This is a genomic window from Coriobacteriaceae bacterium (assembly GCA_025757745.1).
GTDB lineage: Bacteria > Actinomycetota > Coriobacteriia > Coriobacteriales > Coriobacteriaceae > Collinsella.
The window spans coordinates 978,908-1,003,214 of the sequence record CP107217.1 but is presented as its reverse complement, the minus strand read 5'-3'; the positions used below and the strand labels follow the sequence as shown (position 1 = coordinate 1,003,214).

Below are 24,307 nucleotides of genomic sequence, written 5' to 3'. Positions count from 1 at the left end.
CCCTAGAAACATGCAGCAATGTCGTGCTAAAACCCAACGACCTCAAAATGACTCTCTTGAGGCAATTCGCCCCATGCGGACAGAGACGATTGTTATCGTCGTCGGGAAATTGCGCGCTGGCGTCGGATGGCATTGTCTGCAGTGGTGATGATCTTTACGAACTGCATCTGCCTCTCCTTTCACATATCGCCGGGCGCAATTCAAATATCGCAAACGGTACCTTTTCCTCGGTAAGCGGTTGTTTTTCCGTCTCCGTTTTCGATGGTCGCTATATTACGCTAAAGTGCCCGCAGTACAAGCGACAAATTCAAATTTCTGAAAAGTTTTTTCATTACTTTGTGAATCGTGATGCAAACAGGCTTCGTTCCTGCGAAAATACGCCCGATTACTAGTTTATGACTATAACGTCTGAAACAATCTCGAAACGAAAGGCGCGCTTTTATGCAAACTTACGAATCGGACTCCAATATCGGAAACATTAAGATTCTCGCCGTCGACATGGACAAGACGCTGCTCACCGACAAGCGCGTGTTGCCGCAGGGTCTTGATGAGCGCCTGGACAAGCTCGCCGACGCAGGCATTGTATTCTGCCCCGCCAGCGGACGCCCCGCCCCCAAACTCGAGGAAATGTTCGAGAGCATTAAGAACCGCCTTGCTTTTTGTCCCGACAACGGAGCCTGCGTCATCTATCGCGGCAGCTATATCTATAAGAGCAACATCGATGTGGCGCTGTATCAGCAGGTGCTCGCCCGTGCCTCGGAGGACCCGCGTGCCGTTCCCGTCTTGTGCTGCTACGACGAGTTCTATGTGCTCGCCCGCGACCATCAGTACCACGACGAGATCAGCGTGTACTACAACACGATCAACTACGTCGATAGCTTTGAGGGCCTTGATATCGAGTCCAACAAGATTTCGATCTTCTTCCCCGCCTACGATGCCGAGCCAGCGTTTCGCGAGGACTACAGCCCCGAGTTCTCGGACAAGCTCTACGTCACGAACGCCGGGCGCGAGTGGATCGACTTCATGAACCTGGGCGTCGACAAGGGGTCGGGCGTAGCACATCTCTGCGAGCGCCTGGGCATCGATATCGCCGACGCCGCCGCCGTGGGCGATACCTACAACGACATCCCCATGTTGGAGCGCGTCGGGCATAGCTATATCGTGGACAATGCCGAAGAGCATATGAACGCGCATGCCAAATGGCGCATTCCGAGCAACAACGACGGGGGCGTACTGACGCTCATCGACGCCATCTTGGCGGCTCGTTAACGTGGCTCGTCGGACCTGGCCGGGCGAGGCGGGTAAGTTTTTCGCTCGGTCAGGTCCTGGGCTCGCTCGGAAAGCACATTAAGTGCTTTCCGGCTCGTGCGGAATCTACGAAAAACTTACCCGCCTCGCCCGGCCAGGTCCTGCGGTGACTTGCTTGCCGCCAAGATAGCGTCTTGGCGCCTAGATACTTTGGCTGAATTTATTGAACGAAGGACGCTCCTTGTTGATGAGGGGCGTCCTTCTGTTTTTGGTTACTTTGGAACTGTGGTTGCTTTCCTATTTCGCGTCTGCCCAGGTTATGCCGGTACTGGCTTCGGCGATCAACGGTACGCGTAGGTCTACGACGTGTTCCATGACGTCTTGAACCATGGCGGTCAGGCGTTCGACTTCTTCGACCGGGCACTCAAAGTCCAGTTCGTCGTGTACCTGCAGGATCATGTGGGCGGCAAAGCCCTCTTCTTCCAGACGGCGGCTTACGCGGGCCATCGCGATCTTGATGATGTCGGCGGCGGTGCCCTGCATGGGGTGGTTCATGGCCGTGCGCTCGCCAAAGCCGCGGAGCTGTGGGTTTTTGGCCTTGAGCTCCGGAATATGACGACGACGGCCGTACATGGTCTCGGCGTAACCCGTCTGCTTGGCACGCGCCACCACGTTGTCGAGGAACGTGCGCACGCCCGGGTATGCCTCGTAGTAGCGGTCAATCATGTCGCGCGCCTCGGCCATCGAGATATGCAGCGACTGCGACAGACCGTAAGCCTGCTGACCATACACGATGCCGAAGTTCACGGCCTTGGCGCGGCTGCGCAGGTCGGGCGTCACCTCGGACACCGGCACGCCAAATACGCGCGCGGCCGTCTCGGCATGGAAGTCCTCGCCCTCGTTAAAGGCGCGCACCAGATGCTCATCGCCCGAGAGATGCGCCAGCAGACGCAGCTCGATCTGCGAGTAGTCCACTGCCAAAAAGACGCTGCCCTCGCCCGCCGAGAACGCCGTCTTGACGGTGCGTCCCAGCTCCGAGCGCGTCGGAATGTTTTGCAGATTGGGGTCGCTCGAAGACAGACGCCCCGTCGCGGTGATGGTCTGGTTGTACGTGGTGTGCACACGCCCGTCACCACGGCGCAGCGGACCTAGCGTGTCCAGATAGGTCGACTTAATCTTGGACTTCTCACGCCAGTCCAAAATAAGGCGTACGATCTCGTGGTCGCGGGCAAGGTCGCTCAGCACCTTGGCGTTGGTCGAATAATAGCCGCGCTTGGTCTTTTTGAGGCCCTTGGTCGGAAGCCCCATCACATCAAACAGCACGTGCGAGAGCTGCATGGGGCTGCCGACGTTAAAGGTCTCGTCACCCGCTAGGTCGCGAATACTGCGCTCGACATCGGTGATCTGGGTAGCAAGTCCCTCGGACAGACTATGCAGACGGTCGGGGTCTACGAGCATGCCCGCGCGTTCCATCTTGGCAAGCACCGGCACGAGCGGCATCTCGATCCCATCGAACACGTTGGCGGCGTTCTCGCGGGCCATGCGGTCACGCAGCGGTGCGACCAGCGCCAGCGTCAAGGCCGCCGTGCGAGCGGCGGGCGCAGGAGCGTCCTCGCCAGCGCCTTCTGCGCCACGTGCCGCAGGCAGCGTCATCTGCAGATAGGTATCGGCCAGATACGCCTCATCAAACTCGGAGCGGTCGGAATCCAACAGGTAGGCGGCGACAACGGTATCGAAGATGCGCGTGGAATCGACGACCAGCGGATCCATGAGCTCGGGCTCGGAAGAATCGATGGGCGAAAGCTCATGCAGCAGCGCCTTCATATCCGGGCTCGCCACGCGGCCCTCCATAAACAGGCGCGCAAGCACGCCGGCGATCAGGCCGTGGGCAACGTTAAAGCCATCGACCACGGCAGACGCACCGCCGTCGCCCTCCTCAAGAGCAAACAGCCCCTTGGACGTCGCCAGCCACAGCGTGCGCGTCAGACCAAAAAGCGCGCCCTCCTCCTTGTCATCATCCACCACGGCGGCAATCCACTCACCCGCATCAATCGCGCGAGCGATCTCGACGGCAGCGGCAGCAAGCGCCTCGGCATCGTCGGCAGCGGCACGCGAGACGGCGGGCATCTCAAACGTGCTGGAAGCAGCAGCCCCGCCCTCGCCGCTGATCAGCGCCAAGAAACGGTTCTGCATGGCCGTAATGCCGAGCGTGCCCAGCGCCGCAGACACCTCGTCGGCAGAAAACGCCGGGAAGGACGTCGCCTCAAAGTCGAGCTCAACAGGCGCATCGGTGCGGATGGTCGCGACCTTGCGGCTCAGCAGCGCATCGTCGATGTGCGCACGCAGGTTCTCGCCCATCTTGCCCTTAACCTCATCGGCGTGTGCGATGACCTCGTCCAGGCTACCGTACTGCGCAATGAGCGCGCTCGCCTTTTTGGGGCCGATGCCCGGCACGCCGGGGATGTTATCGGACGTGTCGCCCTTCAGACCATAAAAGTCGGGCACGAGCGCCGGCGTAATGCCGTGATACAGATCGTCCACGCTCTCGGGTGTCATGATCGCCACGTCGGACAGGCCCTTACGGGTCGAGACCACGTTGACGTGCTCGGTAACAAGCTGATACATGTCGCGATCACCGGTCACCAGCAGCATATCACAGCCGGCCTGCTCGCCCAGGCGCGCCATAGTACCCAGGATGTCATCGCCTTCCCAGCCCTCGGACTGCAGAATCGGCACGTTGAGCGCGGCGAGCAGCTCCTTGATCATAGGGAACTGCGCGTGCAGATCGGGGTCCATGGGCGGACGCTGCGCCTTATACTGCGGCAGCATCTCCATACGCACGCGCGGCTTGCCCTTGTCAAACGCCACGACGACGCCGTCGGGGTTAAAGGCGTCGATCATCTTAAGAAACATGTTCAGAAAACCAAAGATCGCGTTGGTGGGGCGACCGTCCGGCGCGTTCATGGTCGGCGGCACGGCGTGGAAGGCGCGATGCATGAGCGAGTTGCCGTCGATGACGGCAAAGGTACGGCGCTTTTCAGACATATTGAATACCTCGCTTTGGGCTGGGCACGGTTTGCTCACACCAGTTTACACGCTCCCCGCCCCGCGGCCACCGCACATCAGGCTTCCCTGCCGCCGCGGGCCCGCGCGTGATACGATGGCTCACGGTACATCAACCAGCACGATCGATCCGAAAGGAGCCTGCGTCATGGAGCGTCCCAGCGCATGGAAAAAGTACACGCCACAGCAGATCGAGGAGCTCGAGGAGCTTTGCCGCGGCTATAAGCAGTTTTTGAGTGAGAACAAGACCGAGCGCCTGTGCGTCAAGGCCGGTATCAAGATGGCCGAGGAGGCGGGCTACGTCAATCTGGAGACCGTGATCGCCGAGGGCCGCGCGCTCAAGGCCGGCGACAAGGTGTACGCCGCCAACCACGGCAAGGACCTCATGCTCGTCAACCTGGGCACCGCCCCGCTCGAGCAGGGCTTTAACATCCTGGGCGCCCACGTGGACTCGCCGCGCCTGGACCTCAAGCAGAACCCCGCCTTCGAGGCCGGCGACATGGCTTATCTCGACACGCACTACTATGGCGGCGTCAAGAGCTACCACTGGGTCGCTTCCCCGCTCGCACTCGTGGGCGTCATCTGCAAAAAGGACGGCACCACCGTCGACATCAACATCGGTGACAAGGCCGACGACCCGGTCTTTACCATCTCCGACCTGCTGATCCACCTCTCGAGCGAGCAGATGGCCAAGCCCGCCAAGGACGCCGTCGACGCCGAGATCCTCGACGTGATCGTGGGCGGCCGCCCCGTCAAGTTTGACGAGGACGACAAGGACGCTCCCAAGGAGCCCGTCAAGCAGATGTTCCTGGATATCCTCAAGGAGCAGTACGACGTCGAGGAGGAGGACTTCCTCTCCGCCGAGATCGAGGTCGTGCCCGCCGGCCCCGCCCGTGACATGGGCCTCGACCGCTCCATGATTCTGGGCTATGGCCACGACGACCGTGTCTGCGCCTATCCGTCCATGCTCGCCCAGATCAACGTCGCCAACGTGGAGCGCACGAGCATCACACTCATCGTCGACAAGGAGGAGATCGGTTCCGTGGGTGCCACCGGCATGACGAGCCGCTTCTTCGAGAACACCGTCGCCGAGATCATGACGCTCGCCGGCGAGGATAGCCCGCTGGCCCTGCGCCGCGCGCTCGCCCGCAGCCGCATGCTCTCCTCCGACGTGTCCGCCGGCTTCGACCCGGGCTACGCCGGCAAGTTCGAAACCAAGAACGCAGCCTTCATGGGTCGCGGCCTGTGCTTTAACAAGTACACGGGCAGCCGCGGCAAGGGCGGCTCTAACGACGCCGACGCCGAGTATGTGGCCCTCATCCGCGACATCATGGACGAGGCCGGCGTGGACTTCCAGACCTGCGAGCTCGGTCGCGTCAACGCGGGCGGCGGCGGCACCATCGCATACATCATGGCTAAGTACGGCATGAACGTCATCGACTCTGGCGTTGCCGTCCTGTCCATGCACGCCCTGTGGGAGGTCGCTAACAAGGCCGATATCTACGAGGCCTATCGCGGCTACAAGGCCTTCATCGAGCGCGCGTAACCAACCCTTCATCAGTTGCGGTGAAATACAGACTAAACTGGCCCATAAACGGCCAAAACAGACCGTATTCCACCGCAACTTCCTTTTTGGCAGAGGAGAGTCCATGCTGCAGGTCGTCATTTCGCCCGCCAAGCAGATGCGCGCGGCCCAAGATGCTTTTGAAGTCCTGGGCATTCCACCCTTTGCGCGCGAGACGGCTCGCCTCCACCGCGCGCTGCTAGATATCGAGCGGAATGAAGGCGGCGGCCTGCAAGCGCTATGGAACGTGAGTGACAAACTGTTGGGGCCTTGCCTCAACACCCTGCATGAGTTCGGGCCCATCCTGAAAAACGGCGATCTCGACAATCCCGCACTCGCCCGTCACCTCTCCCCTGCCGTCATGTCCTATCACGGCATTCAATACCAGAGCATGGCGCCCGAGGTGATGGATGCCGCACAACTCGACTGGCTGCAAAACCATCTCTTGATCCTCTCCGGATTGTACGGATGCGTGCGGCCTTTCCATGGCGTTGAGCCCTATCGGCTCGAAATGGGAGCCAAGCTCGCCGTCGACAACGCCCGTGACCTCTATGCGTTTTGGGGCGACAAACTTGCATGCGCCATTGCGCCGACCGGCTCCAACACCACGGTCGTCAACCTTGCCAGCGTGGAGTACGCCAAGGCCGTTCTACCCCATCTCGCAGGCGACGCCACAACCATCACTTGTCTCTTTGGCGAAGGTGTCCGCAACGGCAAGCCCATCCAGCGATCGACCGCCAGCAAAAAGGCACGCGGCTCCATGGTGCGCTGGATGGCGGAAAACAAGGTCGAGGACGCCGCTGGTCTTACCGAGTTCAACCTTGGCTACCGCTATGTCCCCGAGCTCTCGTCCCCAGATAGCCTGGTCTTCATCAACGAGCAGGCATTCTAAATGCGTGTCGCCAGCGCCGAACTCCACCTCGGCATGCTTTCATGATATTCGGTGAACATCCCGCTATTCCGCCAAGCCGTCTGCCTTGGCAATCTCGCTTGTCGAGCCGTCCTGATAGGTAATCTTGACATGCTCCACATCGGACGCCTTGACGCCCGACGGGGGCTCCAGGCGCCATTCCGTCAGGGCGATATCCATGGTCGTGGGCACATCTCCTTGATCTTTGAGCTTCACCGTCAGCGTTTTGAGCGCCGCGTCAAACGTCACGCGTTCGATTTCTTCGCCTGGAATGGACCCACCACTCAGCTGCAACTGCACAAACTCATCGCGCGGGTACCAATAATCGCCCGGAATGGCGAGCGTATTGGCATTACCGCCAGTACTCCTCACCGTCATAATCGGTAGGCTATCATCGGCCTCAAACTCCCAGGCAGTGCCGCCGCGACCGCCAAACGTCCAAATACAAAAGGCAATCACCAGCACGGCAAGCACCGCAAAACCAATCGCGACAAGGCCATGGTGCGCACGGCCCTCCTCGGCCGACACGTCCCACTGCGTCTCCCGATACAGATGCTTGTCTTTCATGTTCGCCTCCCCACGGGCATGCTCATCGCGTCAATCGTACCCATTCGAGCTATACTTGAGCCCACCACATAAACGGGGAGCTTGCAGGACAAGACGGCAGGCTGAGACTGGGCGCGCCCGCCCTGACCCGCAAACCTGATATGGGTAATGCCAACGAAGGGAGCCGTGCCAATGAGCACACAAACCGAGCCCACGCTCGTCACGCAAATCGACTTCGCCCGCGCCGGGCAGATCACACCGCAGATGAAGGAGGTCGCCGAGCGCGAGCATCGCGACCCCGAGTACATCCGCGAGCGCGTGGCCGACGGCCGCATCGCCATCCCCGCCAACATCGTGCATATCAAAAAGGGCATGCGCGCCTTTGGTGTCGGTGAGGGCCTGTCCACCAAGGTCAATGTCAACCTGGGCATCTCGGGCGACAAGGCCGATGCCGCCGAGGAATGGAAGAAGGTCAAGATTGCCGAGGACTACGGCGCCGACGCCATCATGGACCTCTCCAACTCGGGCAAGACGCGCCAGTTCCGCCAGCAGCTCATCGACGAGACACCGCTCATGGTGGGCACCGTCCCCATGTACGACGCCATCGGCTACATGGAAAAGCCGCTGGTCAAGCTCACCAAGGACGACCTGTTCGAAGTCGTGCGCGCGCACGCCGAGGACGGCGTGGACTTTATGACCATCCACTGCGGCATCAACAAGTCGGTCACCAAGACCTTTAAAGAGACCGGCCGTCTCATGAACATCGTCAGCCGTGGCGGCTCGCTGCTGTTTGGCTGGATGGAGGTCACCGGCAACGAAAACCCCTTCTACGAGTACTTTGACGAGCTGCTCGAAATCTGCCACGAGTACGACGTGACGATTTCGCTCGGCGACTCCTGCCGCCCGGGCTGCCTCTACGACTCCAACGACGCCACCGAGACCGCCGAGATGATCGAGCTGGGCAAGCTGTGCAAGCGCGCTTGGGCCGCCGGCGTCCAGGTCATGGTCGAGGGTCCGGGTCACATGGCGCTCGACGAGATCGCCGCCAATATGAAACTGCAGAAGCGCCTGTGCCACAACGCCCCGTTCTATGTGCTCGGGCCGCTGGTGACCGATATCGGAGTGGGCTACGACCACATCACCGCCGCCATCGGCGGCGCCATCTCCGCCAGCTCCGGAGCCGACTTCCTGTGCTACGTGACGCCGGCCGAGCACCTGTGCCTGCCCAACGCCCAGGACGTGCTCGACGGCCTCATGGCCACCAAGATCGCCGCACACGCCGCCGACATCGCCAAAAAGGTGCCCCACGCCCGCGACATGGACGACAAGATGGGCCAGGCACGCCGCAAGCTCGACTGGGACGCCATGTGGAAGTGCGCTCTCGACCCGGTCACCGGTAAGAAGCGCTACGAGGAATCCCCCGCTGCCACCGAGGGCACCTGCACCATGTGCGGCAAGATGTGCGCCGTCCGCACCGTCAACAAGGTGTTCGAGGGTACGACGATCGATCTCGGCATGGAGGACTAGCCTTATCGCCGCTATCGCCTATGGGCTCGCCGCAGCACCTGCCAATTGTTAACCTGTGAACATTTGCTTGCATTTGCGTAAAAATTGCATCTCGCGCCCGGGTTCGGCATATCGCCGGCCTGGGCCTCTTTATAATGCGGGGTAAAAGACCCATTTGAATCCGACCAGACAAGGGAGCGAACATGGATCGCAGCAAGGTACCTGCCGTTCTATCCATCGCGGGATCCGATTCCAGCGGTGGCGCCGGCATTCAGGCCGACATCAAGACCATCACGGCGCACCGCCTGTATGCCGAGACGGCCATCACTGCCATCACAGCGCAAAACACACTGGGCGTTACCGCCGTGCAGAACATCTCTCCGGATATTGTCGCGGCGCAGATCGATGCCGTTTTTGACGATATTCGACCCAGCGCCGTCAAGATCGGCATGGTTTCCTCTGCCGAGATTATCGAGGTTATCGCCGACCGCTTGAGCGCCTGGGACGCACAAAATATCGTCGTCGACCCCGTCATGGTCGCCACCTCGGGTGCTCGCCTCATTGCCGAGGATGCCGCTGAGGCACTCACCCGCCGCCTGTTCCCGCTGGCGACCGTTATCACGCCCAACATTCCCGAGGCCATGGCGCTGCTCGATTATGAGGTCGATTCCGAGCGCACGCAGCAAAATGCCGCCATGCTTCTCACCCGTCGCTTTGGCTGCGCGTCTCTCGTTAAGGGCGGGCATTTTGTCAACGAGGCCAACGATGTGCTAGCAGAGCCCGCGCCGCTCGATGACGAGGGCAACCATCTGGGCGATCCGCTCACCACGTGGTTCCGCCACAAGCGCATCGAGACCGGCAACACGCACGGTACTGGCTGTACGCTTTCGTCCGCCATCGCCTGCGCGCTGGCCCAGGGCATGGATCTTGCCGATGCCGTCAACGCCGGCAAGGCCTACCTAACGGGCGCTCTCGCCGCCGGCTTTGACATGGGCAAAGGCTCCGGGCCCGTCAACCACATGTGGCAGTACTAAGATTCGCAGCCCAAAACCACCGCAAAGGGGACAGGCACCTTTGTGGCGGTTCCCACAAACATCTCGATCTGTAACAGTTAGAGTCCATTTTTCGGCCCACCTGTTACAGATTGAGACATTCAAATTCCACTGAGAAGAAAATCTCGATCTGTAACAGTAACTCGGCAAAATCGACCCTAGATGTTACAGATCGAGACAAACGACCGATATCGACCTAAATAATCTCAATCTGTAACATCTAGCCCGTTTTCGGCCTTACAGCTGTTACAGATCAAGACAAACCAACGAAACAAGCCACCGCAAGGGGAACTTTTGTACTGCTTTGGGTCGCACTACGCTCCGAGCATCTCTTTGAGCTTGGCCGCCACGGCGTGGCCCAAGCTCTCATGGCTTTCGGGCATCATGTGCAGATAATCGATATCGCCCGGCTCGGCAAAATCAGCGGCATTCAAAAAGTCGCAGCCAAACTGCTTAGCAGCATACGCATAGTATTCGGCAAAATGCTCCGAGGCCTCGACGGAGCGCTCGTCAAAGTCGGTCATGTACACATCGACGATCTGCGGTTTAATCTTGATAGGCGCCATCAGCAGAATGCGCGGACAAGGCGCAGCGTCGGTCCACGGAAACGCGCGGACGGCGCGAATCAGTGCCATGGCGCCACGGGCGATATCGGAAGCTGTCACGTTAAAGACCGTCTTACAGTCGTTGGTGCCCAGCATGATCACAATGGCGTCCAGCGGCTTATGGGCCTCGAGCAGCATCGGCAACGCGCGAATGCCGTTGAGGTTAGTGTCCAGATGGCACATATCGTCGCGCACCGTCGTGCGGCCGTTAAGCCCCTCCTCAATCACATGCCAGCCCTCGCCCAGGTCACGCTGCGCCACGCCGCACCAGCGCACATCCTGCGCATAGCGCACCGCGGTGCCATCGCGCATACCAGCCGGATCATAGCCATAGGTGTTGCTGTCACCAAAGCACAGAACGTTTTTCATCGTAAGCCCTTCCTTTAGTAAAAAGCCGACGGGAGCAGCCCCCGTCGGCTCGGCATGTCGCATCACGCGCACCGTTTACAGGTACTTGCGCCAGTCGTCGTCATCCTCATCGTCCTCAGCAGCGGCCTGAGCCTGCTCGGCGGCACGGGCGGCCGCGGCGCGGGCGGCCACCTGAGCATAGGACTCCTCGTTACACTCGGGGAAGCTTGCCAACACGTGCTCAAACTTGGCGAAGTCCTCATCCCAGCGCGTAGAGGGCACGGCAAAAAACACCTGCTTGACCTTGAAGTCGCCCGACGCAAGCTCCTTGCGGAAGAGCTCAGCCACGGCCTCGGCGTCAAAGCCGTTGTTGTCGCAGCCCCAAGCGCCCAGCACGAGCTTCTCGCGACCCAGCTCATCGCAGATGGCAAGCACAAAGCGGATGCGATCGCGCAGGGCATCCAGCAAGGCATCGTCACCCACGCGATACTCCTGGCGAGCGCGCTTGGCGTTGGGCGCGGCGGCAACGATCACGTCAGCATATGCATGTACGTGATTGCGGTCGAAGCGCACCGCAGGCACCACCAGCGCACGGTTGCGGTAAAGCTCGCAGTTGATGTTGCGACGACGGTTCTCGCCGTACCATTTGCGCTGCTTATCGAGCACGTTGTACAGGTACGAATCGGCACAGAGCGTGGCCTCCTGGCCCAGATAGCCCTGGATGTAGCCACCGCCCGGGTTGGTGAACGAGGCAAAGGCAAGCACGGCCATGTCACAGAACTGCGCGTAGCCTCGGCCGTTATCCAGAATGGCCTGCGTGGCAGAGGCGTCGAGCACGGTGACCTCGGGCAGGACCGGAGCGGGCTTTTCGGCGGCAGGCGCGGACTCGGCCTCCGTGGCCTCCTCGGCGGGTGCAAGCTCGGCCGCAACCTCGGTCTCGGCGGATGCAACCTCGGCGGCCTCGACCTCGGGCTCCTCGGCGGCCTCAGACTCCTCAGCAACCTGTTCCTCGGCAGCGTCGGCCGCTTGGGCCTTGGCCTTCATCGCCGCGACAAATCCGGCAGGCATACCATCGAACTCGCGCACGCCGGCAATCGAACGCTCGATGTCCTTGGCGCAGGCCTCGGACACAGCCACCACATGGCGCTCGGCGGCCTTGGCACGTGCCTCGCGCTTGGGATTGGGCTGACCCGCTCGGTTAGACCTGCGGTTACGGTTCCTGTTGTCGACATCTGCCATTCGTGGCCACCTTTCCTGTCGCTGCCGCTATCGGCTTTTTCCCATCCATCATACCCCGCCGCGCACAAAAAAGACGGCCCCGAAGGACCGCCTTTCGCATCGTTTTACCGTGTCCGGCAGGAAGCGTCGCAATGCCGCGCTTTAATCGCGACGACCAAGGATATTCAGGATGCGCAGGAACACGTTGATGATGTCCACGAACAGGTTGGATGCCATGAGCACGGCGTTGGGCAGCGTGGGCGGCACCGTCGTGGCCACATAGGTGTCATAGCCAATAAAGCCGGCGAACACCACGATCACGATCAGGTCGGTGATGGACTGCGAGACGCCCATGAACATCAGCACGATCTCGACCAGAATCGTGGCAAGTAGGATGCCAAAACCAATGCCGTACACACGCTGGAAGAACTTGGGAAAGGTTACGCCCAGCGCACCAAAGACAAAGGTGATGGCGGCCGTGGCGATAAAGGCGGTGTTAATGGTAGGCAGGTCGTAGTTGGCAAGGCCAAACGACGCCGTCAGGCCAAAGGTGCTCGCAAAGACCACGTAGCCCACGAGCGACAGGCCCACGGACTGTTTGCTGGCAGCAGCCGACATCATGACCATGCCGACGATGGTCAAAATAAATGAGCCAAAGACCAGCGGCAAAGCGGCGCCGCTCATCATCATGCGCGCAAACGACATGGTGCTCGTAAAGTAGGCACCGGCGCCCATGGCGCAAAAGCCCAAAAAGATCAGGGCAGACATGACAAGGTTGTACGCGCGCGGCGACATCTCCTTGGCACGGCTTGCGCCGGTTTCGATGGGGCCGTTCTGATAGCCCTGGATATCGTTCATACTTCGTCCTTTCAAAAAGCGCCGCGACGGCGCCGTAGCTGACAAGTTTCCTGCCATTGTACCCGAACGCCACGCGTTCTTACCTGCGACGCTCGCTCTCGAGCGTCCGGTCGAACGCCCACACCCACCAACGCATCAGATGAGTCTGCGAGCCATCCGGTCGCTCGCGTGCCTGTTCTTCCAGATACAGTTCGGTCGCATGTCCGCCAAAACGAACCTTATAAGTCGCCGTACGAATGCCGTGGACCGTCAGGCCAAAACCGGTGGACGAGACAATCTCGTCAATCGTAAAGCAACGACCATCGACCCAGCAGACGGTAACCGGCACGACCTGTCCGCCCGCGAGGATGCGAGCCACGACGTCCACATACTGCTTGTGCACGCGTCGAGTTTTACCATCTGTCTGTCGATATTCCATGCCTCCTATTATCGAACGCATGTTTGCACATTGTAAAGCGAACAGGCTGTGGTTTTGGGATGTTGGGGCGCGCACGTGTCCTCATGGCGTGCTAGCAAAAAGAACACCCGCGGTCAACAGGGCAAATATTCAATGTTAGTGCCAAAAAATTCACTTCTCCCATCAGAACTCGGTAAAGAAACCCGCAGGAGGTGATACGATTTATCATGTTTTTGTAACGTGCCTGCAAACTTCGAGAAAGCCCATATATGGACGTAACGTTCTCAGCCTTCCTCGGCCAAATTGTGTCGAACCCAGTCCTTGCCGTCACCGTGATCCTCGCACTCGGCGCTATCTTCGTCAACGGATGGACCGACGCGCCCAACGCCATCGCGACCTGTGTCACCACGCGCTGCATGCCCGCCCGCGCCGCCATTCTCATGAGCGCCGCATTCAACTTCCTCGGCGTGCTCATCATGACGCACTTTAACGCGAGCGTCGCCAACACCATCTCACATATCGTCGACTTTGGCGGAAACAGCACCATGGCGCTCGCATGCCTCTGCGCGGCGCTGTTCTCCATCGTCGTCTACGGCGCCACGGCATCGCGTTTTGGCATCCCTACCTCGCAAAGCCACAGCCTTATCGCCGGCCTGACCGGTGCCGCAATCGCCCTCGGCGGCGCGAGCAGCGTCAACGTCCACGAGTGGATGAAGGTCATCTACGGCTTGGCGCTCTCCATCGGCCTGGGCTTTGTCATGGGCTGGGTCCTGTGCAAGCTCGTCTCGATTCTTTTCGCCGCCGCCAACAGGCGACGTGCCAACGTCTTCTTTAAATACGCTCAGATCGCGAGCGCTGCGGCCATGAGCTTCATGCACGGCGCGCAGGATGGACAGAAGTTCATCGGCGTGCTCTTTTTAGGAGTGGCCTTCGCCAGCGGCCAGACGAGCGTCGGCGATGCCGGCATCCCCATCTGGATTATGCTGCTGTGCTCGGCCACTATGGGTATCGGCACCAGCGTGGGCGGTGAGCGCATCATCAAGTCTGTCGGTCAGAGCATGGTCAAGCTCGAAAAGTACCAGGGCTTCTCCGCCGACCTGGCGGGCGCCGCGAACCTGCTACTTGCCACCCTTACCGGCATCCCCGTATCCTCCACCCACATCAAAACCTGCGCCATTATGGGTGTCGGCGCCGTCAAGCGCCTCTCGGCCATCAACTTCGGCGTGGTCAAGGACATGATGTTCACGTGGTTCTTCACCTTCCCCGCTTGTGGACTCATCAGCTTTGTCATGGCCAAGCTGTTCATGATGTTCATCTAGTCAAACCGAACGGCCATCCGGACCGCAATACCTCGCCCACCCGTCTTCGCCTCGAAAGGACCCACTCATGGCAAAGAAACCCGATTCGTTCTACTTTGACAACTACGTCGCCTGCGCCGACCTTGCTGTCCAGGCCGCAGAGTTGCTCATCAGGATTTTTGAGAACTTTGATCCCGCGCAGATCCACGGCATGCTCGAAGAGATGCATGCGATTGAGCATGCGGCCGACAAGAAGCACCATGAGCTCGAGGATGCCCTGCTCACTGCCTTTATCACCCCGCTTGAGCGCGAGGATCTGGACCTGATGAGCTGCTCGCTCGACACCGTGCTTGACCGTATCGAGGGCGTCGTGCAGCGCGTCTACTTCACCAACATCCAGAGCATCCACCCCGATGCCATTGTCATCGCCCACAAGGTGACCGACGCCTGCCGCGCCATGAAGGACCTTATGGTCGAGCTGCCTAATTACCGCAAGTCCAAGACCCTGCGCGAGCTGGTCATCCAGATCAACACCATTGAGTCCGAGGCCGATGAGCTCTACATCAACGCTATGCGCAACCTGCACGTCAATGGCAAGGACCCGCTCGAGGTCATCGCCTGGCGTGACGTCTACGCTTTCCTGGAGTACTGCGCCGACTGCTGCGAGAATGTGGCTGATGTCGTGGATTCGATTGTCATGAAGAACAGTTAATTGGGGGTACGTGTCCCGGCGGCGAAGGGCCGGCACCTGTTTGCTTTCTCACTCCGGCTGCGCGGCAGAGTCGTTCGAAAGTAAACAGGTGCCGGCCCTTCGCCTTACGTACCACCATTGGGAACTTTGGCTGATGGTTAGAATGCAATGGGGGTCTGGCTGATACGGCCTTTTATGCCCGATTGGATACTTTGGGGCTGCACTGAGCGTTTGGCCGAGCGTAGCTTTGGGTACCTTTTGATTTACTTTGGTTTGATTCGTTGAATTTGGAGGGCTTGGTTGTGAGTTATTTGGATTTGGCTCGGGCTCGGCATTCTTGTCGTTCTTTTGAGGATCGTTCTGTTGAGCAGGCTGTGGTGGATGTCATTGTTGAGGCTGGGCGTATTGCTCCTTCTGCTTGTAATAATCATCCAACCCGTGTGATGGTGTTGGATACGCCCGAGCTTTTGGAGAAGGCGGCTGCTTGTCAGCCTCGGTTTGCTCGTGATGGGTCCATCTTTGGCGCTCCGCTCATCTTCCTCATTTGCAGCGTTACCGACGACGCTTGGGTTCGCCCCTATGACCAGATGAACTCCAGCGCTATCGACACCTCGATTGTTTGCGATCAAATGATGATGGAGGCCGAGGAGCAGGGTCTGGGAACGTGTTGGGTATGCCATTTTAAGCCCGAGCTAGCCCGAGAGCGGTTCAACCTGCCCGAGGGCGTCTATCCCTATCACATGCTCGTCTGCGGCTATCCTGCCGACCACATCGCCGATCCCGAGCATCGCGATGCCCGCACCATTCCCCTCTCCGACTTCCTCCTCAAGTAGTTTTTGGCACATGCCCTAAAATCTACCTTTTACCGCGCACCCTTTCGCCGAGTTCTGCCCTATCGTACGCAGAGCTCGGCGTTTTGTTTCCCAACCCGTATGCAGCCACAAAAAAGGAGCCCGCAGGTGCGAGCTCCTCTTAAGGACACGAGATTGTAGCTCTGGCGCTAGTCCAGGTCGTCGGCGGCAAAGTTGTCGATCGGGGCGAAGGGGTCAGCCACGGGGACAACCGGATCAGCGACAGGCAGCGGCTCGGCGGCGGGAACGGTCACTGCAGGAGAAGCCGCAGAACCGACCGGCGTGGAGGCCATAAGGTCGGACGGGAAGGAATTCTGCGCATCGTCCATGAAGTGCTGGATGAGCTTGAGGTACTCGGCTTTGAACTCCTCACGGGAAGCCTTCAGACGGTCGATCTCCTCGAGCTCGGCCTGCTTCTCGGTCAGGGCCTGACGGATGACCTCGCGGGCCTTGGCGTCGGCTTCGTTGCGGATGCGCTCAGCGTTCTCGTTGGCATCGTTGACGATGCCCTCGGCGGTCTGCTGGGCAGCAATCAGCGCAGCGGAGATCTGGCGCTCCTGAGCGGAGAAGTCGGGTGCGGGAGCGGCCACAGGAGCGGCGGGAACGGCCTGAGCGGCAGCGTCCTGAGCCTGGGCAAGCTGGGCCTGCGTGTCGGCAAGCTGCTGCTCGGTGGCAGTCAGACGACCCTTAAGATCGACAATCTTGGCAAGCATAGCGTCAACCTCGGAGGACAGCGTCTCCAAAAAGACGTCGACCTCGGCGGGATCATAGCCGCGCTTGGCCTCAGAGAAAGTCTGAGCCTGGATGTCAGCAGGGGTAATAGCCATAACAAGTTCTCCTTTATCATCGCCTTGGCGCCGGGCGCCCGACGTAAGTTACTGAGCCAGTACTATACGAGTATACCTATAAGAAGCTGCAGAATCAGCCTCTGCACCAACTGCAACGCAATAATCGCAACGACCGGCGAAAAATCAACGCCGCCCATCGGCGGAATAAACCGACGAAACAGGTTGAGCCACGGACCGCAGACGCTATCGAGCACCGCGGCGATATCCTGCAGCAGGCCGCCCTGCTTCATGGGAATCCACGTCATAAAGCAATAGACCACAATAAGTGTGGAGTAGAAGTTGAACAGCGTGTTGACCAGCTGGACAATGGTGTAGATGTTGATGAGAATCTCCTCGTCTTGGGTTTACTTAAGGTAGCCGTCGGCGCGCAGCTTCTTGAGGTCCGAATCCTTGACCTCGCAGCCGGCGGGCAGCACCATAAACACGCGATCGCCCACCTCTTTGACCGTAGCGCCCAGGCCGCAGGCAAAGCCATAGCTAAAGTCCAGGACACGCTTGGCGACCTCGGTGCGAACGCCAACAAAAATCAGCGCAACGGGCTGCTTGGTGCGCACGCGGCGGACAACGGTCTCGACATCGTCATAGCTCTCAGGGCGCAGGACATAGGCAGGCAGCTGCGGCGTGGCGTTAATGATGTTGTTTGCATAGGCCGAGGCGTCGCTCGGCGCAGAAGCGGGCGCAGGTGCCGCGGCACGAGCACGGGCGCTCTCGGCATAGCTCGACGGCGTGTCGTAAGCGCCGGGGCGATAGCCGCCTGCGGCACTATCCTGAGAACGCGACGGCGGATTGTATGTCGTTGCATGACGCGAGTCATCGCCGACCAGCTGGCCGGAGCGCGTATACACGGCGACCGACTCGGCCTCACCGCGGCGTGTCTGGCCCAGCAGGCCGTTACTCGGCTCGTCCTGGGTATAGAAGCCCTCGCCCGAGGCGCCGCTGTAGCCGTTGTTCTGATAGCCATCATCGTAGCCGTCATCGTAGCCGTAGTCGTCATCCTGGTCATAGCCCTGGTCGTAACCTTGCTGGCCGCCCAGGTGCATCTTATTTTTAATCTCGTCAAGGAAGCCCATGGTTGTGTCCTCTCACGGTTTAGTGCAGGCGCTCTGTAAACCAGTGCGCACTTCAGAGCCCTATTTTACTGCAAACTCCGGGCTAAATACTACCCTGCCCAGGCGAACGAGCGTAGAGCCCTCCTCAAGGGCGGGCTCAAAGTCCTCGCTCATGCCGCAAGAAAGCTCGGGCAGCCTCAGATCGGGATGCGCCGCCTCCAGCTCATCCCTCAGCTCTCGCAGCCCGGCAAAGGTGCGACGTGCCACATCCTTGTTCCCGCGAGGGGCCATGGTCATAAGGCCCTGCACACAAATTCCCTCAAGTTCCGCAAGCTCGCCGGCAACTCCACGAATCTCATCGGGCGAAAAGCCGCCCTTGGACTCCTCGCCGCTCACGTTGACCTCGATCAGCACCTGTTGGGGAGCAGAAAGCTCGCCCGCTTCGATCTTGCGAACGGCACGGCTCGAGATCGCCTGCGCCAAATGAAGCGAACCAACCGAATGAATCAGCTCGGCCGAACCCAACACCGCGTTAATCTTGTTGGTCTGAAGGTTGCCGATCATATCAAAGCGTACCTCGGGCAGCTCCGGATGCTCCGCCAAACCTGCGAGTTTGCGGACGAGCTCTTGAGGGCGGTTCTCGGCAAAATGGCGATACCCCACCTGGATGGCCGTGATGGTCTCATCGACGCCGACGGTCTTGGACACGGCAATCAGACGCGCGGCATCGCGGGACCTCCCGGCGCGATCGAGCGCGGCATAGAAACGCTCGAGTATCTGCTCGCGGCGAGCGCGCATTACATTCAAATAGTTATCCATTGCCAATCGCCTCCGCTAACAGCACAACAAGTAGTCCCATGCTAACGCAAGAGCGCGGCCCCGCATCCGCAAGGCCGCGCACCCTTAGGTATTTACAATCTCTCAACGAACGGGACTGCCCTAGTCCTCGTCGTCCTCGGCATCATCCTCGTCCTCAAGATGATCCAACAGGTAGCGAAGACCCTCGCTCACCTCGTTAGCGGGCACCTTGGCAACAAAGCGTGCATCCACGGCGGGCCTCATAATGACGCCCTCGCCCGAAGGCACGCGCATGCTCTCGAGCTCGTCCTCATCCGTACGGGCGATATCGCCGGCAGTCATACGCTGTCCGGTCAAAAGGAAGGTCAGACGGCAGGCGGCATCGATGGAAATCGAGGCAATGCGATCGAGGTAGCGCGAAACCATGATGGCACGGCGCAGGTCGTCATAGTTGCTGTCGTCGTCCATAAAATCGCCGGTGTCCATGCGGTTAAAGGTACGGAAGAACTTCTCGTACGCCGCATGTACCGGCTCGTCCTCGACGGCCAGGTTGCAGATGATGGACATGTCGTTGGTGACGAGCGCGGACAGCGACGAGCCCAGCACCTGGTACACGGCCTCGGCCTCGGCCTCAACCGTGCCGACGAGCTCCTGAGGCAGCGAGATGTCGGCCTTGACCATGTGACGCGTGGCGCGGCAGATCTGGCGAACCTTATCGGTCATGCGCTGCAGGTTAAAGTCGACGTAGATAATCGTCTGCAGCAAACGGAAGTCGGAGGCGACCGGCGACTGCGTAGCGATCAGGTTGTAGCACACGGCCTCCAAGTTGGCGCAGCGAGCATCAATCGAAAGCGTGCGCTTCTTGGTCTTAGTGGCGAGCTTGCGGTCGTCGGTCACATAGGCCTTCACGGCGTCGTGAAGGGCAAGATCAACGGCCTCGTAGATGCTCAACATCTCGTGACGGGCCTCGATGAGCTGACGGGAAAACAGTTTGCGCATGGTTCACTCCAATCAGTTGGGTGCGGTCATGCCGCCCGCACAGTGAATACGCACCGGACCAGGTCCGATCGGCTTGGGACTAGTCGCACCGATCAGCCAAAGCGGCCGGTGATATAGTCTTCCGTCCGCGAATCCACCGGGCTGGTGAAGATCGCGTCGGTTTGACCATACTCGATGAGCGTGGCGGGCTCACCGGCAACTTCCTGCAAGAAAAATGCGGTGTAGTCGCTAATGCGAGCGGCCTGCTGCATAGAATGCGTGACGATGATGATCGTCATCTCGGGCGCCAGCTCGGCCATCAGATCCTCGACCTTAGATACGGACGTGGGGTCGATGGCGGAGCAGGGCTCGTCCATCAGAAGGACATCGGGCTGCACCGCAAGCACACGCGCGATGCACAGACGCTGCTGTTGACCGCCCGAGAGCGCCAAACCATCCTTGTTGAGCTGATTGGATACCTCTTTCCAGAGGTTGGCGCGCTTGAGCGATTCTTCCACGATGTCGTCGAGGTCGCTTTTGCTAGTCACGCCCTGCAGACGAGGGCCAAAAGCGACATTCTCGTAGATGGATTTGGGAAACGGGTTGGGCTGCTGAAAAATCATGCCCACGCGGCGACGAAGGTCGACCGGGTCGACGCCCTCGGCATAGATATCGTTGCCGTCGAGTGTCATGGTGCCCTCGACGCGAGTACCCTCGATAAGGTCGTTCATACGGTTGATGCAGCGCAAAAACGTCGATTTACCACAGCCCGAAGGACCGATAAACGAGGTGATGGCGTTTTTGGCGATGTTGAGGTCGAGCCCCGTCAGCGCATGAAAGTCACCGTACCAAAAGTTGAAATCCTTGGCCGTGATGGCCGCTTGCTCCGGCGTGGGAGCGGACTGATAGACGGACATGGGACTCCTTAACTAGCGGCGCTTGCGCGACAGATAACGCGCAAACAGGTTGAAGGCCAGAATAATCGCCATCAGCAAAAGCGCGGTGCCGTAGGCTGCGTTCATGTTGATGCCGTCGTTGGCAAGCAAATAGAGGTGAACGGTCATGGGGCGACCGGAATCGAACGGCGATATGGGCAGGTTGATGGCCTGACCCATGGTGTAGAGCACCACCGCGGTCTCGCCGATGGCGCGGCCGATGGCAAGGACGATGCCGGTGGCAATGCGGCCAAAGGCCGAAGGAAGCACGATCTTGGAGACGACCTGCCACTTGGTGGCGCCCAGGCCATATGCGCCCCAACGGATATAGCGCGGAACGGCGCGGATTGCCTCCTCGGTGGTGCGCATGACGATGGGCAGCATCAGAAGCGCCAGCGCCAGGGCGGCCGAAACCATCGAAAGACCCAGGCCCATGGCCTCAACAAACAAGGCGTAACCAAAGAGGCCCATAACGATGGAAGGCACCGAGGCCAGAGCATCGGCAGCATAGCGGATGATGTCGACAATCTTGCCCTGCTTGGCGTATTCAGCCAGATAGACCGCAGCCAAGACGGCAACCGGCGTGCAGATGAGCATGGCGAGTGCCGTCACGTAGATAGTCGAGACGATCGTGGGCCAAATGCCGCCCTCGGCGTTTACGCCCTGCGGCCAGCCGAAGATAAAGTCGAGCGAGATATGCGGAAGACCGTTAATGACCACGTAGGCGATGATGGCGAGCAACACCAGGGTGGTGATATAGGCCGCGGCGCGAAACACGCCGAGCATAATCTTGTTGGACAGGTCCTTGTTGATGCGGCCCTTCTTGCCATGGGAAAGGGCACGCTTGATGAGCTCGCGCGACGAGGTCGCATCGACCGTCGTGTCAACGGAATCGGACATAGCCTACCCCCTCTTCTTTGAAATCAGGCGAACGATACCCACCAGTGCAGCTGAGATGATAAACAGGACCACGCCCATGCCAAACAGAGCCGAGCGATGCAGGCCCGAGGAATAGCTCATGTCGAGTGCGATCTGGCTCGTGAGCGTCGAGATGGGGCTCGAGATGCTATCTGGAATGACCGGGGCGTTGCCCACGACCATCAGCACGGCCATGGTCTCACCGATGGCACGCCCCATACCCAAGACAATTGCATCGACAATGCCCAGCTTGGCTGCAGGCAGCACGACCTTGTAGATGGTCTGCCACTTGGTGGCACCCATGGCATAGGACGCCTCGCGAATGCCCATGGGGATGGAATTGAGGGCATCGATCGTGAGCGTGGTAATGGTGGGAACGATCATGATGGCAAGCACAAACCACGCCGTCAGCGCGCCAAAGCCAAGACCGCCGGTCAGCTGCGCGATAAACGGACGGATGATGACCATGCCAAAGAAGCCGTAGATGATGGAGGGGATGCCCGCCAGCAGGTCGACGGCGGGGCTGATGAGCCTGCGCACGCGCTTGCTGGCGATCTCGACCAGATACACAGCCGTGCCCACACCCAGGGGCACACCCATGGCGAGCGCACCGACAGTCACCAGACCAGAACCCGCCAGCAGCGACATAATGCCGTAGTGGCCCTCAGAGGGTGCCCATGTAAAGCTAAAGAAGTCCGCCAGGCCGATGTCGGTAAAGACCGGCAGCGCCGAGTACGTGGTAAAGACAAAAATCAGGATGACGGTGACGACCGCCAAGAACGCGCAGGCAAAGAAGATCCACTGCAGCGCCTTCTCCTTAAGATAGGTGCTGCGCGACACCAACGCCAACTCACGCTTTTTGGGCACCCGGGTCTCCTGCTCAATCTGGGGGGTTTCCTGTGCTTCCACGCTACTCACTCCCCTTTCCGTCGTTGGTGACGGGAATAAAGCCCGCCTCGCGAATCTGCTTGTCCATCTTTTCGGACGTCACATAGTCAATGTAGTCCTGCGCCTGCTGCGGAGGCGTCCCCTTCACAAAGAAGTAAAGGTCACGCGAGATGGGATAGCCGCCACTTGCGACCGTCTTCTCGGATGCCTCGACATGGTTGACCGAAACGGCCTTGACCGAGGTCTTGGCGTTGAGGCTCTCGACAAAACCCAGCGAGATGTAGCCAATGGCACCGCGCGAGCGAGACACGACATCGCGCACCTGGCCCGTGCCCGAAAGAACAGCCGAGCGGCGATCGAATGGCGTGCCGTCCATCACGATAGTGCGGAAGGCCTCGCGCGTACCGGACGCCTCGTCGCGGTTGATAACCTGAATCTTCAGGTCCTCTCCGCCGACTTCCTTCCAGTTGGTGATCTTGCCGGCGTAAATATCGCGGAGCTGCTCGGTCGAGAGATTGTCGACCGGGTTGTCGTCGTTCACGATGACTGCGATGCCGTCGTGCGCGATTACGATCGGGGTCAGGCCAAGGTCTTGTTCGTCGGCATTGAGGCCACGAGACGAGCTGGCGATGTCGGCCGTGCCGTTGCTGACGGCCTCGATACCCGCAGAGGAGCCAAGGCCGGAGACGAGCACATCGGTGCCGGCCTCTTCCTTAAAGCCCTCGGCGGCAATCTCGGCAATGGGAAGGCACGTCGTAGAGCCGGCAACGGTAATGGAAGAGGCAGAAGATCCCGAGGAACAGGCGCACAGCGTGAGCGTGAGCACTGCTGCACTCAGGACCGATGCGATCTTTCTCATAGCATCACGCCGATCGCAGCATGGCGCCCACAGGTGCCGTCCTCGTTGCGGTAGGAATAAAAGCGGTCGTTCTGACGAACGGTGGAAAGCTTGGTGTCCACAATGCTGCTCGCCTCGACGCCGGCGTCCATCAGCGCCTCGCGAATGGCGGCGGAAAGATCGAGCATACGAGAAGCAGAGGCATCGATGCACGCGAACTCGGCGGCAAAGCGATCCATAAGTTCTTGGGACACCTCGTACTCGTCGCCCAGGATATGGGGCCCAATGTAGGCAGAGATGTCGTCCGGCTTGCAGCCAGCCGCCTCGCAGAGCGCTTGGCACGCCTTGGCGGAAATGCGCGCAATCGTGCCCTTCCAGCCAGAGTGCACCACGGCAAAGCCGCCGGGAGCCACCAGCACCACGGGAACGCAATCGGCAAAGCAGAGCATCACGGGTACCTCACGGGCCATGCAGACGATGGCATCGCAGCCCTCGGCAATCTGCTCGCGAATGTTCTCGAGATCATCAGCACCGTTCGAGGTCACCGTCACGACATGGTCACCGTGTACTTGATTGGGAACAAGCAGGTTGTGCTCGCACTCGGCGGCACCCAAGGCCTCGAGTGCGCGGCGACGATTTTCTTGAACGGCAAAGGGGTCATCGCCAACATGCGAGCCCAGATTGAGTGAGGAGTACGCATCTTCGGAAACACCGCCGGCGCGTTCGGTAAAAGCAAAGCGAACATCGTGCGTCGCGCCCTCTACCAACGTAACTCCATCATGGTCGACACGCGAAACGCTGTCCGCACGTGCTGCCATACTAAAGCCTCCTAATAACACAAGTATCGCGGCGACGCCGCAGCAGTCCGTGCCACACGGCTGCCATACTTCATCAAAAGGA

Annotated in this window: 24 protein-coding genes and 1 riboswitch; of the genes, 8 read left to right on the top strand and 16 right to left on the bottom strand. The window is 59.9% G+C overall.

The genetic code is table 11. The features are described from left to right. Positions 1 to 441 precede the first annotated feature (441 nt). The gene (locus tag OGM60_04200) at positions 442 to 1,269 is read left to right on the top strand and encodes a Cof-type HAD-IIB family hydrolase (protein ID UYJ00002.1); all 828 of its coding nucleotides are present in this window, start codon (positions 442 to 444) and stop codon (positions 1,267 to 1,269) included. Between the two features lie 276 nt (positions 1,270 to 1,545). Here OGM60_04200 and polA read toward each other — a convergent pair whose 3' ends face one another. Further along, the gene (gene polA, locus OGM60_04195; GenBank protein UYJ00001.1) at positions 1,546 to 4,293 is read right to left on the bottom strand and encodes a DNA polymerase I; all 2,748 of its coding nucleotides are present in this window, start codon (positions 4,291 to 4,293) and stop codon (positions 1,546 to 1,548) included. Positions 4,294 to 4,459: 166 nt separating this feature from the next. Here polA and OGM60_04190 point away from each other — a divergent pair, with 166 nt between their 5' ends. Further along, positions 4,460 to 5,857: an aminopeptidase gene (locus tag OGM60_04190; protein UYI99999.1), complete on the top strand. Its 1,398-nt coding sequence runs from the start codon at positions 4,460 to 4,462 to the stop codon at positions 5,855 to 5,857. A gap of 103 nt (positions 5,858 to 5,960) precedes the next feature. Beyond that, positions 5,961 to 6,767 (top strand): YaaA family protein, encoded by an 807-nt coding sequence (locus OGM60_04185; protein UYI99998.1) that lies wholly within the window; start codon positions 5,961 to 5,963, stop codon positions 6,765 to 6,767. Positions 6,768 to 6,830: 63 nt separating this feature from the next. Here OGM60_04185 and OGM60_04180 read toward each other — a convergent pair whose 3' ends face one another. After that, positions 6,831 to 7,352: a hypothetical protein gene (locus OGM60_04180; GenBank protein ID UYI99997.1), complete on the bottom strand. Its 522-nt coding sequence runs from the start codon at positions 7,350 to 7,352 to the stop codon at positions 6,831 to 6,833. 63 nt (positions 7,353 to 7,415) lie between these two features. Beyond that, positions 7,416 to 7,531: riboswitch (TPP riboswitch) on the top strand. Here OGM60_04180 and thiC point away from each other — a divergent pair. Both thiC and thiD read left to right on the top strand, forming a co-directional pair. Continuing rightward, complete coding sequence (gene thiC, locus OGM60_04175; protein ID UYI99996.1) at positions 7,524 to 8,858, top strand: phosphomethylpyrimidine synthase ThiC; 1,335 nt, start codon at positions 7,524 to 7,526, stop codon at positions 8,856 to 8,858. Its footprint overlaps the riboswitch before it by 8 nt. A gap of 182 nt (positions 8,859 to 9,040) precedes the next feature. Next, a complete protein-coding gene (gene thiD, locus OGM60_04170) occupies positions 9,041 to 9,871 on the top strand; it encodes a bifunctional hydroxymethylpyrimidine kinase/phosphomethylpyrimidine kinase (GenBank protein UYI99995.1) in 831 nt (276 codons plus the stop codon). Positions 9,872 to 10,203: 332 nt separating this feature from the next. Here thiD and OGM60_04165 read toward each other — a convergent pair whose 3' ends face one another. From OGM60_04165 to OGM60_04150, 4 genes are all read right to left on the bottom strand, one after another. After that, positions 10,204 to 10,863: an SGNH/GDSL hydrolase family protein gene (locus tag OGM60_04165; GenBank protein UYI99994.1), complete on the bottom strand. Its 660-nt coding sequence runs from the start codon at positions 10,861 to 10,863 to the stop codon at positions 10,204 to 10,206. Positions 10,864 to 10,938: 75 nt separating this feature from the next. Next, on the bottom strand, positions 10,939 to 12,081 hold the full coding sequence (locus tag OGM60_04160) for a TIGR02452 family protein (GenBank protein UYI99993.1): 1,143 nt from the start codon (positions 12,079 to 12,081) through the stop codon (positions 10,939 to 10,941). A gap of 141 nt (positions 12,082 to 12,222) precedes the next feature. Then, complete coding sequence (locus tag OGM60_04155) at positions 12,223 to 12,918, bottom strand: Bax inhibitor-1 family protein (GenBank protein ID UYI99992.1); 696 nt, start codon at positions 12,916 to 12,918, stop codon at positions 12,223 to 12,225. A 79-nt stretch (positions 12,919 to 12,997) separates the two neighbouring features. Continuing rightward, a complete protein-coding gene (locus OGM60_04150; protein ID UYI99991.1) occupies positions 12,998 to 13,336 on the bottom strand; it encodes a hypothetical protein in 339 nt (112 codons plus the stop codon). Positions 13,337 to 13,584: 248 nt separating this feature from the next. Here OGM60_04150 and OGM60_04145 point away from each other — a divergent pair, with 248 nt between their 5' ends. The 3 genes from OGM60_04145 to OGM60_04135 all read left to right on the top strand — a co-directional run bounded on the left by OGM60_04145 (position 13,585) and on the right by OGM60_04135 (position 16,137). Then, positions 13,585 to 14,634, top strand: a complete 1,050-nt coding sequence (locus OGM60_04145) for an inorganic phosphate transporter (protein UYI99990.1) — start codon at positions 13,585 to 13,587, stop codon at positions 14,632 to 14,634. A gap of 67 nt (positions 14,635 to 14,701) precedes the next feature. Continuing rightward, positions 14,702 to 15,325 (top strand): DUF47 family protein, encoded by a 624-nt coding sequence (locus tag OGM60_04140; GenBank protein UYI99989.1) that lies wholly within the window; start codon positions 14,702 to 14,704, stop codon positions 15,323 to 15,325. A gap of 281 nt (positions 15,326 to 15,606) precedes the next feature. Next, complete coding sequence (locus OGM60_04135) at positions 15,607 to 16,137, top strand: nitroreductase family protein (protein UYI99988.1); 531 nt, start codon at positions 15,607 to 15,609, stop codon at positions 16,135 to 16,137. A gap of 167 nt (positions 16,138 to 16,304) precedes the next feature. On the opposite strand, the gene OGM60_04130 is transcribed toward OGM60_04135, so the two are convergent. From OGM60_04130 to OGM60_04085, 10 genes are all read right to left on the bottom strand, one after another. After that, complete coding sequence (locus OGM60_04130) at positions 16,305 to 16,982, bottom strand: DivIVA domain-containing protein (protein UYI99987.1); 678 nt, start codon at positions 16,980 to 16,982, stop codon at positions 16,305 to 16,307. Positions 16,983 to 17,044: 62 nt separating this feature from the next. Beyond that, on the bottom strand, positions 17,045 to 17,290 hold the full coding sequence (locus tag OGM60_04125) for a YggT family protein (GenBank protein ID UYJ00151.1): 246 nt from the start codon (positions 17,288 to 17,290) through the stop codon (positions 17,045 to 17,047). Positions 17,291 to 17,347: 57 nt separating this feature from the next. Further along, positions 17,348 to 18,073, bottom strand: coding sequence for a cell division protein SepF (locus tag OGM60_04120; GenBank protein ID UYI99986.1), 726 nt, complete (start codon positions 18,071 to 18,073; stop codon positions 17,348 to 17,350). 60 nt (positions 18,074 to 18,133) lie between these two features. Next, positions 18,134 to 18,871 (bottom strand): YggS family pyridoxal phosphate-dependent enzyme, encoded by a 738-nt coding sequence (locus tag OGM60_04115; GenBank protein ID UYI99985.1) that lies wholly within the window; start codon positions 18,869 to 18,871, stop codon positions 18,134 to 18,136. A gap of 120 nt (positions 18,872 to 18,991) precedes the next feature. Beyond that, positions 18,992 to 19,849, bottom strand: a complete 858-nt coding sequence (locus OGM60_04110; protein ID UYI99984.1) for a phosphate uptake regulator PhoU — start codon at positions 19,847 to 19,849, stop codon at positions 18,992 to 18,994. A gap of 92 nt (positions 19,850 to 19,941) precedes the next feature. Beyond that, entirely contained in the window at positions 19,942 to 20,745 is an 804-nt protein-coding gene (gene pstB, locus OGM60_04105; protein ID UYI99983.1) for a phosphate ABC transporter ATP-binding protein PstB, read from the bottom strand. Positions 20,746 to 20,757: 12 nt separating this feature from the next. Then, on the bottom strand, positions 20,758 to 21,663 hold the full coding sequence (gene pstA / locus OGM60_04100; protein UYI99982.1) for a phosphate ABC transporter permease PstA: 906 nt from the start codon (positions 21,661 to 21,663) through the stop codon (positions 20,758 to 20,760). Positions 21,664 to 21,666: 3 nt separating this feature from the next. Next, positions 21,667 to 22,590, bottom strand: coding sequence for a phosphate ABC transporter permease subunit PstC (gene pstC, locus OGM60_04095; GenBank protein ID UYI99981.1), 924 nt, complete (start codon positions 22,588 to 22,590; stop codon positions 21,667 to 21,669). Between the two features lies 1 nt (position 22,591). Then, positions 22,592 to 23,428 carry a phosphate ABC transporter substrate-binding protein gene (locus tag OGM60_04090; protein UYI99980.1) on the bottom strand — a complete coding sequence of 279 codons (837 nt, stop codon included), beginning with the start codon at positions 23,426 to 23,428 and terminating at the stop codon, positions 22,592 to 22,594. Then, the gene (locus OGM60_04085) at positions 23,425 to 24,225 is read right to left on the bottom strand and encodes a polyphenol oxidase family protein (GenBank protein ID UYI99979.1); all 801 of its coding nucleotides are present in this window, start codon (positions 24,223 to 24,225) and stop codon (positions 23,425 to 23,427) included. The genes OGM60_04090 and OGM60_04085 overlap by 4 nt, the downstream gene beginning before the upstream one ends. Between the last annotated feature and the right edge of the window lie 82 nt (positions 24,226 to 24,307).

Excerpts from the sequence above, each read along its gene's own strand:
- OGM60_04200 (UYJ00002.1), top strand. The coding sequence starts at position 442 with ATGCAAACTTACGAATCGGACTCCAATATCGGAAACATTAAGATTCTC.
- polA (UYJ00001.1), bottom strand. The coding sequence starts at position 4,293 with ATGTCTGAAAAGCGCCGTACCTTTGCCGTCATCGACGGCAACTCGCTC.
- OGM60_04190 (UYI99999.1), top strand. The coding sequence starts at position 4,460 with ATGGAGCGTCCCAGCGCATGGAAAAAGTACACGCCACAGCAGATCGAG.
- OGM60_04185 (UYI99998.1), top strand. The coding sequence starts at position 5,961 with ATGCTGCAGGTCGTCATTTCGCCCGCCAAGCAGATGCGCGCGGCCCAA.
- OGM60_04180 (UYI99997.1), bottom strand. The coding sequence starts at position 7,352 with ATGAAAGACAAGCATCTGTATCGGGAGACGCAGTGGGACGTGTCGGCC.
- thiC (UYI99996.1), top strand. The coding sequence starts at position 7,524 with ATGAGCACACAAACCGAGCCCACGCTCGTCACGCAAATCGACTTCGCC.
- thiD (UYI99995.1), top strand. The coding sequence starts at position 9,041 with ATGGATCGCAGCAAGGTACCTGCCGTTCTATCCATCGCGGGATCCGAT.
- OGM60_04165 (UYI99994.1), bottom strand. The coding sequence starts at position 10,863 with ATGAAAAACGTTCTGTGCTTTGGTGACAGCAACACCTATGGCTATGAT.
- OGM60_04160 (UYI99993.1), bottom strand. The coding sequence starts at position 12,081 with ATGGCAGATGTCGACAACAGGAACCGTAACCGCAGGTCTAACCGAGCG.
- OGM60_04155 (UYI99992.1), bottom strand. The coding sequence starts at position 12,918 with ATGAACGATATCCAGGGCTATCAGAACGGCCCCATCGAAACCGGCGCA.
- OGM60_04150 (UYI99991.1), bottom strand. The coding sequence starts at position 13,336 with ATGGAATATCGACAGACAGATGGTAAAACTCGACGCGTGCACAAGCAG.
- OGM60_04145 (UYI99990.1), top strand. The coding sequence starts at position 13,585 with ATGGACGTAACGTTCTCAGCCTTCCTCGGCCAAATTGTGTCGAACCCA.
- OGM60_04140 (UYI99989.1), top strand. The coding sequence starts at position 14,702 with ATGGCAAAGAAACCCGATTCGTTCTACTTTGACAACTACGTCGCCTGC.
- OGM60_04130 (UYI99987.1), bottom strand. The coding sequence starts at position 16,982 with ATGGCTATTACCCCTGCTGACATCCAGGCTCAGACTTTCTCTGAGGCC.
- OGM60_04120 (UYI99986.1), bottom strand. The coding sequence starts at position 18,073 with ATGGGCTTCCTTGACGAGATTAAAAATAAGATGCACCTGGGCGGCCAG.
- OGM60_04115 (UYI99985.1), bottom strand. The coding sequence starts at position 18,871 with ATGGATAACTATTTGAATGTAATGCGCGCTCGCCGCGAGCAGATACTC.
- OGM60_04110 (UYI99984.1), bottom strand. The coding sequence starts at position 19,849 with ATGCGCAAACTGTTTTCCCGTCAGCTCATCGAGGCCCGTCACGAGATG.
- pstB (UYI99983.1), bottom strand. The coding sequence starts at position 20,745 with ATGTCCGTCTATCAGTCCGCTCCCACGCCGGAGCAAGCGGCCATCACG.
- pstA (UYI99982.1), bottom strand. The coding sequence starts at position 21,663 with ATGTCCGATTCCGTTGACACGACGGTCGATGCGACCTCGTCGCGCGAG.
- OGM60_04090 (UYI99980.1), bottom strand. The coding sequence starts at position 23,428 with ATGAGAAAGATCGCATCGGTCCTGAGTGCAGCAGTGCTCACGCTCACG.
- OGM60_04085 (UYI99979.1), bottom strand. The coding sequence starts at position 24,225 with ATGGCAGCACGTGCGGACAGCGTTTCGCGTGTCGACCATGATGGAGTT.